7 protein-coding genes are annotated in these 11,963 nt (G+C 59.0%); 2 read left to right on the forward strand and 5 right to left on the reverse strand.

The annotated features are described in order from the left end of the window. Positions 1–15 precede the first annotated feature (15 nt). A complete protein-coding gene (locus tag ACQQZ8_RS12685; protein ID WP_431710162.1) occupies positions 16–1,653 on the forward strand; it encodes a DUF222 domain-containing protein in 1,638 nt (545 codons plus the stop codon). 127 nt (positions 1,654–1,780) lie between these two features. Here ACQQZ8_RS12685 and ACQQZ8_RS12690 read toward each other — a convergent pair whose 3' ends face one another. The 5 genes from ACQQZ8_RS12690 to ACQQZ8_RS12710 all read right to left on the reverse strand — a co-directional run bounded on the left by ACQQZ8_RS12690 (position 1,781) and on the right by ACQQZ8_RS12710 (position 10,664). Further along, positions 1,781–3,247 (reverse strand): amidase, encoded by a 1,467-nt coding sequence (locus ACQQZ8_RS12690; protein ID WP_431710163.1) that lies wholly within the window; start codon positions 3,245–3,247, stop codon positions 1,781–1,783. Then, positions 3,247–4,554: a M20 family metallo-hydrolase gene (locus ACQQZ8_RS12695; RefSeq protein ID WP_431710164.1), complete on the reverse strand. Its 1,308-nt coding sequence runs from the start codon at positions 4,552–4,554 to the stop codon at positions 3,247–3,249. Before ACQQZ8_RS12695 ends, ACQQZ8_RS12690 begins: the two co-directional genes overlap by 1 nt. Before the next feature lie 54 nt (positions 4,555–4,608). Continuing rightward, positions 4,609–5,970, reverse strand: coding sequence for an MFS transporter (locus ACQQZ8_RS12700; protein WP_431710165.1), 1,362 nt, complete (start codon positions 5,968–5,970; stop codon positions 4,609–4,611). 138 nt (positions 5,971–6,108) lie between these two features. After that, positions 6,109–7,023: a LysR substrate-binding domain-containing protein gene (locus ACQQZ8_RS12705; protein ID WP_431710166.1), complete on the reverse strand. Its 915-nt coding sequence runs from the start codon at positions 7,021–7,023 to the stop codon at positions 6,109–6,111. 119 nt (positions 7,024–7,142) lie between these two features. Continuing rightward, a complete protein-coding gene (locus tag ACQQZ8_RS12710) occupies positions 7,143–10,664 on the reverse strand; it encodes a proline dehydrogenase family protein (protein ID WP_431710167.1) in 3,522 nt (1,173 codons plus the stop codon). Positions 10,665–10,924: 260 nt separating this feature from the next. On the opposite strand from ACQQZ8_RS12710, the gene ACQQZ8_RS12715 reads away from it, so the two are divergent. Continuing rightward, complete coding sequence (locus ACQQZ8_RS12715) at positions 10,925–11,902, forward strand: LysR substrate-binding domain-containing protein (RefSeq protein ID WP_431710168.1); 978 nt, start codon at positions 10,925–10,927, stop codon at positions 11,900–11,902. Positions 11,903–11,963: the final 61 nt, after the last annotated feature.

Consider the following 11,963-nt stretch of genomic DNA (forward strand, 5'->3'; position numbering starts at 1 on the left):
CCTCACACTGGGGACATGTTATCCAACACCCCGGCCTCCGAGCTCAGCCAGTTGCAACGGCTGCTGCACTCGCTGCAATCGCTGCAATCGCTGCAGCATGACGGTACGGTGGTGCGCCCGGACACTGATCCAGCGCTCTGGCGGGATCTGTTTGCGGCAACCTCGCACATTTTCACGATCTTGCGCGAATCCTTAGCCGAAACCACCGACCCGCGGATGGCACTGGAACTGGCCACCATGGCACAGTCGCTACAGCATCAAGCCACCCGGATGGCGCTCACCGCCGCAGACCGGATCGCAGCCAGCAACGCCCATCAGCTCGACCCGGCCGAGTACGAGCAACTGCGCACCATGCCAGCGGATCTGACGCAGCCAGCCCGCCGCTGCACCGGCCGTCCTAGCTTCAAGAACCCGGCCGAAGCTCTAGCTGCCTGGCTACGCATCCCCTACACCCAAGCCCGGCAGCAACTGCTTGACGCCAGTGATTTGATCGCACGACGCGATGCCGCAGGAACCCCGCTAAGTCCACGGTTTGGGCATCTGGCCAAACTCTTCAACGACCCGAGCTATAACCCGGATCAGGTGCGTAGCACCAGCGCCAAGCTGGCTAAACATGAACCAACCGATACGTCCTTTGACGGGGTTCCTTGTGCCCCGACGCTGCGTCACGCCGATGGCCGGACTGTGGAGGAACACGCGGCTAAGCTCCTGCAACAACGCCCCGAAGCGCGTGAATCGGATCAACTGGTGAAAAACCTGATTCAGGATGCGGCGAGTCACAGTTCACGGAGTACCCGCGCGGCATTGCGCCTTGGGGTCTTCCGCTTGCCGGTACGCAACCCACGGTGTCGTGAATACCTGCTGCGGGTCTCGCTTGTCGATGCCGAACGGATCGAGTCGGCCATCGCTCAAGCCAACAACCCGCGCACGCTGGCCGGTCAGGCAGCACGCAACATGCCAACCGAAGGCTCCACAATTGAATCTGCTTCCGAACGCCCGGATTTCCTGCCCGAGGACATGGCGGATGCTGAACGATGGGAGCCTGAGGCGCCAGGGCTCGAAGCCACACCCGCCGAACGAGCCATGAACGCGCTCATGGATCTGCTATCAAGTAGCACCGCAGGTGTCACCGGCCGAAAGAAAGTCTTACCCCGGGTGATCGTCCACCTGCAACTACAACAGCTGAAAAACTTAGCTGCAGGCCATGCCCGCACTGCCCATGGGATCCACCTACCTCCCGATGAACTCCGACAGCTGCTGTGTCAGGCGGAGATCATTCCCGCGGTGTTCAATTCCCAAGGTGCCATTCTCGATTACGGACGCACCCGACGACTGGTACCACCAGCTCTGCGGGAAATCGTGTTAGCGCGTGATCGCGGGTGTCTGGTTCCGGGCTGTTCTGTGCCACCAAGCCATCTGGAGATCCACCATATTGAGCCGTGGTACCGCGGCGGAAAAACGGCATTGAATAACCTGGGGCCGGCCTGCGATTCGCATCATCACGCGATCGAAACCGGGGAAATCAAGATCGTGATGCGCAATGGACTGCCCCATGCCCTCATGCCGACGCATCTAGACCCGGATCAAGTCCCACGGCGGAACACCTATTGGAACCCGCCATCGCAGACCCCCGGGTTCGAGCCACCGTGCTGACTGCCGGGTTCGAGCCACCGTGCTGACTGCCGTCCCGGTTTCCCCCAAACCTCCCACGAGGTGGGGCGGCCAGCAGCCGTTGTTGCTCGAACCCGGGTTTACCCTAAGCTCCGGGAACCTCCCCCAATTACCGGTGGCTCATTTGTGGTTGCGGCAGGTCTGTGGCGCGTGAGTCAAAACCCAGCAGTTCCTCTAGGTGCTGCGCGGCCGCGAAGACCTTCCTTTCTTCGCGCGGCTGCCCAACGATCTGCATGCCAATGGGGATACCCGCCTCGCCGATCCCGATCGGAATGTTCATCACGGCTCGCTGATTACAAATATTGAAGGGGCTGGTCATATGGCCTTCCCAATAATGTTCCAGATGCCGGCCCCGCAAGGTGATCCCGTCTAGGTAATCCCCCTCGGCCTCCAGCCAACTCATCGCATTGGTCGGACACAACAAGATGTCGATCTTCTCGGTGGCCCGATTCAGTTCGGCATTGATCCGATTATCAAGTTGTAAGGAGTCAATCAGGCTATGAGTTTCAGCGGCCTGCAGCGCTCGGTGGATGAACTTCTTGGTGTAGGTTGCTTGTTCTTCCGCGGAGTGCTGAAGAAGCTGCTGCATCGCTGGAGCGAGGATTTGCCCGAAGTGCGCCAGATAGGTTTCACGAATCTGCACGGTCGTCCAGGGCAGTTCAACTTCCTGAACCTCAGCACCGGCCGCACGCAAGCGCGCTACGACGGTGTTCATTGCCCGCACCACGGGTTCCGCGACTGGATAGTCACCCAGCTGGATGCTCAGACCAAACCGGATTCCGGTTAACGGTGGCAAGTTTTCTGACAGGGGATCTTCACCGTGTGCACCCCACGAATTTACGTCGGCACGATGTGCTCCGGCCATTATCGAAGTTAGTAGCGCGGTGTCCGCCACGGTGCGTGCCAACGGACCATCGCCACGGTACCAATCCGCGGCCAGATACCCAGCCCCGGGTACTCGACCGTAAGGTGCTTTGTACCCCACTGTCCCGGTGAAAGCTGCTGGAATACGGGTTGATCCGGCAATATCCGATGCGGTCGCCAGAGTCGTGAACCCGGCAGCCAATGCGGCAGCAGACCCTCCAGAGGAGCCTCCCGGGGATTTAGCACGGTTGAACGGGTTGCGTGTCACGCCCCACATCGGCGAGTGCGTAACTGTGGCACAACTAAATTCAGGGCTGGTCGTCCGGGCATGGATAATCGCGCCCGCGGCTTGCAACCGATCAACGATTGGATGGTTTTCCGTGGCCACGACGTGCTGATGCGCTAACAGCCCCTGACTCAGGCTCAAGCCAGCGATGCCGTGCTTTTCTTTAGTCGCCACCGTAATTCCTAGCAGTGCCGGTAATTGCTCATCGCGCACCCGTGCCCTTGCATACCGTTCGTCGGCGTGATGAGCCTGCTCAAGAGCGGTCTTTTCCAACACCTCGGTAATAGCGCCGATCCCCTCGGGCCCCGGATCAAAGGTATGAATGCGTTCCAACTGTGCTTGGAGCACTTCGCTGGGTGCGATGTCCCCTCGAATGAAGGCGGCGCGTTGTTCGGCGGCGGTGAGGAAGCAAATCTCTTCAGACATCAGCGCACCATACTCACAGTCGTCGAGCGTAAAGCTTCATCCCGAAGCAAGTCACCGTCATCGGCATTCGAAGCGTCCGGGCTCAAGGCCCCGCAAACCATGCGGTATCCGACGGTGCTCAAGGCTTCTAGACCGGTCAGCATATCGTCATCGGTGCTGAATTCGCGTTCGCAATGGCTCACCCCGTCAACGGACGGAATGAACATCATCACCGTCGGGGCGATGCGGTTCATCGCCACCGAATCGTGTCCGGCCATGGTGCGGATGCGGCGGACCGAGACTCCCAGTTCGGCTCCAACCTTTTCGATTAGTTCCAGTCCGTCTTCCGGGTAGTACTGGATTTCTCGAATATCGAAATCGTTCACGAGAATCCGAATCTCATGCTCTTCGGCGATCTGTGCGATCTGTTCCAGTAGCACCTGACGGGCCTCAATAACCGTCTGTTTTTTCTCAGCACGCAGGTCAGCTACTAGGTGGACACGACGAGCAACCACAATTGGGGAGTTTGGTTCGAGGGTCATACGTCCGACCGAGGAAACAATGCTCTCGGGTTCAAAGCGGTTCACTACGTCGTGCACTTTCAAGATCACCTTGCTGGCGGCCACGAGCGCGTCATGTCGATCGGCCATGGCCGTCGCACCGGTATGGGATTGTTCGCCGAGCACCTCGACATCGAGTTTCTGGGTGTACCAGGAGTAGTCCACCGCGCCGAGGCTGATTCCTTCACGTTCCAGAATCCGTCCTTGTTCAATGTGTATTTCAGCGTAGCCAGCGACGTCCGGTCCCGCATCGGTTCCTAAATACCCAATGGCTTCTAGGGCTTGGGAAACAGTAGTCCCGGCCAGATCTTGAACCTGCAGCATCTGCTCACGATCCATCAGCCCGGCAAAGACTGAGGACCCCATGATGGAAGGGGCAAAGCGTCCGCCCTCTTCGTTGAACCAGTTCACCACACCAATATTGAATTTTGGTTGCTCCGAATTCTGGCCCAGCTGTTCGCTAATGTTTTTCGCTGCGTGCAACCCGGCGATGACGCCGTAGGCACCATCGAAGCGTCCACCCAGCGGTTGGGAGTCGAGGTGTGAACCAAGCAGAATATATGGCGCCCCGGGGACCAATTCGTTGAGTGCAAACATATTTCCGATGGCATCGGTTTGCAGTTCCCAGCCTTGTTCGCGGGTGAATTTCGCGAACCAGTCGCGGCTGAGTTTGTCTTCGGCGGTGGCTGCTTGGCGTTCTACACCGTTATTTTCGGTGGCGCCAAAGGTTGCTACATGATGGAAGTCAGCGAGGAAATCGTTGCCCATGAGCTGTCCTTTCAAAAAACTTGCAAGTTGTACTGGGTGGGTGGGCCGCGGGTTCTAGGCGGCTGGTGCAGTGTTTTTCTCACCCAGCACCGGGTGAGTTTCCGGCACCGGAGTGAAGACCAAGAGACAGAAGACCACTGCGGCGGCCGCAGCCATGTACACCCCTGGCATCATCGGCACACCGCTGAGGCTCACCAGCATCGTGCCAATAAATGGTGCTGTTCCACCGAACACCGCGTAGGCCACGTTGTAGCTGATCGCCGAGGAAGTGAAGCGAGTCTTGGTCTTGAAGATTTCGACGAAGAAGGTGTAGCAGCCGCCCCCGTAGACGCACATCGGGATCACGAAGAGCAGCTGACCGGCGATCGCCAGTGGTAGTGACCCGCTGGTGACCAGCCAGAAGCACGGCATACTCAGCAGAGCCAACATTGCCGAACCGGCGATGAGCATGGTCTTGCGGCCGTACCGATCGCCGAGCTTTCCACCAATTGGCAGGAGCAGGGCATAACTAGCCATGGCGACAGCGTTAGCCAGCAACGATTGTTCTCGGCTCAAGTTTCCGGAGACTTCCACATAGGAGACGAAATAGCCGGACAGGAAGTAGAAACCCATCGCGGTCAATGCCATCACGAAGATGACCTGCAGCATGCGTAGCTTATTCTCGGCGAACGCTTCGCGCAGGGGGCTGTATTCCTTATGTTCGTTCTTGCGCAACACTTCCTTGAAGACCTCAGATTCTTCAGTCTTGGCGCGGATCCACAATCCGAAGAACGCCATCGGCAGCGCCAACAGGAACGGAATACGCCAGCCATAGGACATGAACGCTTCGCTACTCATCGTGGAGGAAAGCACCAGAATCAGGGTGCCGCCGAACACCGACGGCAATGCGGTTGCCGACAGGGTGATGGTCAGCCAGAATCCACGTCGGTCCAGCGGCGCGTGCTCAAAGACGAAGGCTGGCGCACCCACCGACTCCCCACCGGCAGAGAACCCTTGAATCAGCCGACACAGCACCAACAGCATCGGAGCCAGTGCCCCGATTTGAGCGTAGGTGGGTAGCAAGCCAATGCCGAACGTTGCCACACCGATAGCCATCAGCGTGATGAATAGAACCCGGCGACGTCCAATTCGGTCACCCAGGGCACCGAAAAACACTCCACCAAGGGGGCGAACCAAGAATGCCACACCAAAGGTTGCGAACGTGGCCAGAAGCCCTGCCATGGTGCTGCCCGAGGGGAAGAACAGGTGCGAGAGAGTCACCGCCGACAACCCGTAAAGCGTGAAGTCATAGAATTCGATAAATTGGCCGACGCTACCGCCTGCTAATACTCGACGTTGCATGCCGGTTGCCTTAACTTTAGGCTGCGGCGCTTCGGGGCTCAGCATGGGTTCCGAGGTGCTTTTGTTGATTGTCACGCGTTTGCCTGCTTTCGCTCGCCGGCCACAGATGAGATGGCTCGGTTACTGAAGATGTGCTTGGAACTCATCATGACGTGATCGCCACCACACCGTCCAACGCATTTCTTCGCACACCGTGATCGTTTTTTCCGATCACTAGCCGTTGAAGTCGTTCAGTTCTTCGCTGGCGAAGCGTGCAAATGCTTGGGCTTTACGACCCATGGCTTGCTTGACGGGATGCACCACGACGATGTCGATGGGTTGCACTGGATCGCTGATTTCCACGCGCACCACTGGCAGCCCGGTATAGGTCATCGCATTGTCTAACCGGCGGTTCAAGATCGAGTAGCCCAATCCCATGGCCACATAAGAGCGCACGGTTTCATAACCCGACACCCGATAACGAATCTTCGGGCGCAACTCTAGGGAACTGAATAAGCGCAAGAAGTATTCGCGTGAATGTTCTTGATCCAATAAGACGAAAGGTTCGTCCTGCAACTGGGACAGATGTACGGGCTGACCATCTTGAGCCAGCGGATGGTCTTGGGCCAGGATCACGTGGGCGCCAATCCGTTCCACCGGTTGCATAGTGAACCCGGCACCGACTCCTAGGTCGTACATTAGCGCGATTTCACATTCGCCACGCTCCAGAGCACTGAGAATTTCCTGCTGGGTGCCTTCCAAAAAGGTCAGATCAATTCCCGGGTGACGCTGGGCGAAGCCGCTGAGCAGGCGTGGAGCAATGAAGGGGGCAATCGGGGCGAAAATACCGACGCGCAGCTGACCGGTGAGCCCTTGGGATGCTCCGCTGACACTCGCATGCAGGATCTCAGCATCCTCCAAGAGTGCGCGGGCGCCGGATAAGAGGCGTTTGCCATCGTCGGTCAGCTGCAGCCCGCGGCTTGCCAAGCGACGGAAGAGCGTGACCGAGAGTTCATTTTCCAGCTGGCTAACCGCCGCGGACAGCGTGGATTGGGTGACATTCAACGATTGGGCGGCCGCTCGCATATTTTCCAGTCGTGCCACCTCCATAAAGTAGCGCAGCTGAATCAAGGTGAAGGTTCTGGCCATGTCGCACATCTTATCCAGATAGGCGTTGATCCGAGGATTTCACTGCTTAACGTCAAGGGGGCGCTGCCCTGATACTTGCGGTATCAGAACAGCGCCCCCGAGATGGGTTGTGAACGGCACTAGATCAGATCGTTACTCAACGGATGCGGCGTACCGAAGCGGTGAGCCGTAATGGAAACCGCCTGCTCGTGCAGGAAGGGCAACAGTTCCACTCGGCCAGCACCGGTGACCGGCGACGCGTAGATCGCCACATCCGGTTTACCGTTGGTGGCCTCGGAGACTTCGGCAACCGAGCCGCCGATCAAGCGAATCCGTGCCGCGGATTCCGGCCCATTTTTCGCGGCTAGGGCCTTGGCTCGTGTGGCAAAAGCTGCTGCATCTTCACGCACCACGGTCACCGAGTGTTCGGCTAGCAGGTTCCGCACCCCGCGTGGCAACTCCACATCACTGGAGAAGACGACGCGCGATCCGGCAGTAACACCGGCGGCGACCACGCGCAGTCCCTCAGCAATTCCGTGTCCGCTGCTCTCGGCTTCGAAGCGCACAGTCACATCCACCGGCAAGTACCGCAGGATATTTCGCTCGGCCAACAGTCCACTGCGGTCCTTGGCCTGATTGAATTCCTTGTTCCACCAGAGCTTGTCATTTCCCAAGGCGGCGGCCAGCCACTGCTCATCGGCTGATGCCAAATCTGCGGTGCTGAGTAAACGCTGGTCAAAGCTGGACAGTGCGGCGCCTTCGCGGACCGGCGCATCTTCCCAAGAGCCCAGACCCACTAGGTAGTTCGGGCCACCAGCCTTGGTTCCGGCACCGATCGCGGACTTCTTCCAGCCACCGAAAGGCTGACGCTGCACGATCGCCCCGGTAATTCCACGGTTCACGTAGATGTTGCCGGCCTGAACGTTCTCCAGCCAGTAGGCCAGTTCATCGCGGTCCAGCGAGTGCAGGCCCGAGGTCAACCCGTAGTCGATCTCGTTGACCATCGCTACGGCCTCTTCCAGAGTTTCGGCGGTCATCACACCCAAGATCGGCCCGAAGTACTCGGTCAGGTGGTATTCACTACCGCGCTGTACCCCGTAACGTACACCGGGCGAGTAGAGGATGCCGGACTCATCCAAGGCCTTCGGTTCTAAGGCCCAGCTTTCGCCAGCCCCCAGCGTGGTCAGCCCGCGCTTGAGCTTCTCCCCCGGTTCTCCAATCAACGGTCCCATCTGAGCCTGCGGGTTCCAAGGGTAGCCCACCCGCAAGGATTTCACCGCGTCAATCAGCTGACTGTTGAAACGCCGGGATTCGGCGACCGAGCCCACCAGAATCACCAGCGAAGCGGCCGAACACTTCTGTCCGGCATGCCCGAACGCGGACTGCACCACGTCGCGTGCGGCCAGATCCAAATCCGCGTGTGGGGTGACGATGATGGCGTTCTTTCCGGAGGTTTCAGCCAGCAATGGCAGGTCCTTGCGGAAGGAGCGGAACAATTCGGCGGTTTCGTAGCCACCGGTGAGAATCAACCGATCCACTCGTGGGTCAGAGACCAACTGCTGACCCAGTTCACGTTCTCCAACGAAAACCAGTTGCAGCACATCGCGCGGCACCCCGGCATCCCAGAGCGCTTGGACCATCACCGCACCGATACGGGCGGCCTGGCTGGCGGGCTTAATGATCACTGCGGACCCGGCGGCCAGCGCCGAGAGGGTTGAACCGGCCGGGATGGCCATCGGGAAGTTCCACGGTGGGGTGACCACGGTGAGTTTTGAAGCAACGAACTTCGCGCCGTCTACCTCATCGAGTTCACGGCCCAGTTCCGCATAATAGTGGGCGAAGTCGATCGCCTCGGATACTTCCACGTCGCCCTGGTCGATGGTCTTGCCACATTCGGACCCCAGCACCTCAAGCATGGTGCCGCGGCGTTCCTCGAACAGTAGCCCCGCACGGTGCAAAATGTCGGCCCGTGCGGCCGAGCCAAGCTCCTGCCAGTCACTGGCTGCGTCCACGCCCATGGCGATCGCTTCATCCAACTCCGCAGCAGAATCGATGGTGTGCCCCGAAACCAAGTCCTTGCCAAGCGTGGAATCCTGCATCCGCTCCAGGATGGCACGCCCCCAGCGACGGTTGGCGTCTAGGTCCGGGTCGGTGTCCGGGGTGTTGAAGAAGGTGGTGGAACCATCGGCGAAACCCGCCACCTTGGCAGCTAGCCCCGGCTGGTCCTGATTGCGGTCTTGAACACGGTGGGAGGAAGGTACATGGTCGTTCATCGCTTCCAAGGAGGCGAGGAAACGATTGGTTTCACGTTCGAACAGGGCCTCGTTTTGCTCCAGTTCGAAAACTGCGGACATGAAGTTTTCCTGGCTGGCCCCTTCTTCAAGGCGACGAATCAGGTAGGCGATGGCCACGTCGAACTCATTGGGGTGCACCACCGGGGTGTAGAGCAACAGTTCGCCCACGTCCTTGCGCACCGCCTCGGCCTGACCGGTGGCCATTCCCAACAGCATTTCGAACTCGATGCCTGATGTCACCCGGCGGGCCTTCGCCAACAACCAGGCCAGCGCCACGTCAAAGAGGTTATGCCCGGCGATGCCGATGCGCACGTTCTGAATGTGGTCCGGGCGCAGCGCGTATTCCAGGACCGCTTTGTAACTGGTATCCGAATCCTGTTTGCTGTGCCAGGTAGCCAGTGGCCAGCCGTGGATGTCCGCTTCCATGGTTTCCATCGGCAGATTCGCACCCTTAACCACACGCACCTTAATCGGTGCGCCACCGGCGGCCACGCGCGCGGCAGCGAACTGCTGCAGTTCGATCATCGCGCCGAGCGCATCGGGCAGGTAGGCCTGCAAGACGATGCCGGCAGGCAGGTCCTTGAACTCATCGAGCGACAGCAGCTTGGTGAAGACCGCGATGGTCAGTTCTAGGTCCTTGAACTCTTCCATGTCCAAGTTGATGAACTTCTTGACCGGCGCGTTGGCGGCCATCTGGTAGAGCGGGCGCAGCTTCGCGATGATGTTCTCCACCGCTTCGTCAAAGGCCCAGTGGTTATGTGGGGCGACGGTGGAGGAAACCTTGATCGAGACATAGTCCACGTCATCGCGGGCTAGAAGTTTTTCGGTGCCGGCAATGCGGCGGGCGGCTTCACCTTCACCAAGGATGTATTCGCCGAGCAGGTTGACGTTCAGGTTCACACCCTCGCGTTTAATCTTAGAAATTGCCCCGCCCAGCTTCTTATCACTGGCGTCGATGATCAGGTGACCAACCATTTCACGAAGCACCCGACGGGCCACCGGAACCACGATACCCGGCAGCACCGGAGCCAGTGCGCCGCCTAGGGCCACGGCCTTGCGCATATACCAAGGCAGGAAGCTAGGCACTTTCGGTGCCAAAGTTCTCAGGTTCGCTGCGGCAACCTTCAGATCTTCGGGACGAATCACTCCGTCGACGAATCCCACGGTGAATTCCAGACCTTGGGGATCCTTCAAGACCCCAGCCAAACGGGTGGCCGAGGCATCCGCGGGATACTTAGCGGCTTCGGTCAACCAGTGCCGAACCAGAGCAATGGCCTCTTCGGCCAGCTCGGCGGGCTGCACCAAGGGGGTTCCGTCGGCAGCGACCGCTGCTGGTACATGGGAGGGGATGTTGTTCGTGAGTGACACGTTGCGCCTTTCCACAATGATGGGTGATTCCAGGAGCACCAACGCATCTTTCGTTCTGGGTCCAACCGGATAGGCCTGCTGGCAGATTCCGAGGGCTTACTTCGAAAAAGCTGTGTGCACTTTCGAGTATGACCCCTAATTCACTTCAGTAAAAGTGAACAAAAGTGAATTGTTACCATCGGTTTTTCCGATGTATCGTAATCGATACCAAAACCCTGTCTTGCACCGCGCTTAGTCACTTGGAAAGTGGTTCGGAAATTATGTTTGAAATGCGACGACTGCGCCTGCTGCGCGAGCTGAGCATCCGCGGAACCATCGTCGATGTAGCTTTCGCGTTGAGCTATTCGCCATCTTCGGTTTCACAGCAGTTGAGCTTGCTCGAAGCCGAGGCCGGGGTGAAGCTTTTGCAACGCAACGGGCGCACCTTGGCGTTGACCCCACAGGCACAGGTCTTGGTTGCACACACCGAGACGCTCTTGGATTCGATGGAGCGCGCCGAGGCAGATTTGAAAGCCACACTCTCCGCCGTGTCGGGAACCGTGCGTTTGGCCGCTTTTCAGACCGCGATGCTTGCGATTATGCCCACCGCTCTGCGTCGACTGCGCGCCGAGTTTCCCCAACTACGTGTGGAGCTAAGCCAGCAGGAACCGGAGCACGCCCTGTCTGAAACTGCTTTGCGGAACTTTGACCTAGTCGTCGCCGAACAATATCCGGGGCATGCGGCTAAGCACTTTGAGAACTTAGATCGGCGCACGCTGACGCACGACGCGATTCGACTGGCGTTGCCGGCAGTAGATCCCACCGACATCTCCGCATTCGATCGGGTTAATCGCATCGAGGAGGCCGCCTTTCTCCCCTGGGTGATGGAACCGGTGGGGGCTGCGAGCCGACACTGGGCCGAACAAGCTTGCCGGCTAGCCGGGTTTGAACCGGATGTGCGCTACGAGACTGCGGATCTGCAGGCACAAGTGCAGTTGGTGGAATCCGGCAATGCGGTGGCGCTGCTACCAGACTTGGTCTGGGCTCAGCGTCCCCGCCAGCTGCGCATCATCGATTTGCCAGGTGCCCCGGTGCGCACCGTGTTCACCGCGATGCGGCATGCTTCCGAACGCAACCCAGCGATCACCGCGGTGCGGGAGTGTCTCCATGATCAGGCCCGACTTCTACCCTCACCGCACACCGCGGAAAAGAACGCCGCGATCGTAACCTCAGGCACGAACAATATAACGAATGAATAACGACGAATGTTGCTGTCCGCGACAAATGGAACAAATGGTGCCATAGTGGTGACTCGCACCA

The sequence above is a fragment of the Glutamicibacter uratoxydans genome (genome assembly GCF_050753455.1).
Lineage (GTDB): Bacteria > Actinomycetota > Actinomycetes > Actinomycetales > Micrococcaceae > Glutamicibacter > Glutamicibacter uratoxydans_A.

Excerpts from the sequence above, each read along its gene's own strand:
- ACQQZ8_RS12685 (WP_431710162.1), top strand. The coding sequence starts at position 16 with ATGTTATCCAACACCCCGGCCTCCGAGCTCAGCCAGTTGCAACGGCTG.
- ACQQZ8_RS12695 (WP_431710164.1), bottom strand. The coding sequence starts at position 4,554 with ATGGGCAACGATTTCCTCGCTGACTTCCATCATGTAGCAACCTTTGGC.
- ACQQZ8_RS12690 (WP_431710163.1), bottom strand. The coding sequence starts at position 3,247 with ATGTCTGAAGAGATTTGCTTCCTCACCGCCGCCGAACAACGCGCCGCC.
- ACQQZ8_RS12715 (WP_431710168.1), top strand. The coding sequence starts at position 10,925 with ATGTTTGAAATGCGACGACTGCGCCTGCTGCGCGAGCTGAGCATCCGC.
- ACQQZ8_RS12705 (WP_431710166.1), bottom strand. The coding sequence starts at position 7,023 with ATGGCCAGAACCTTCACCTTGATTCAGCTGCGCTACTTTATGGAGGTG.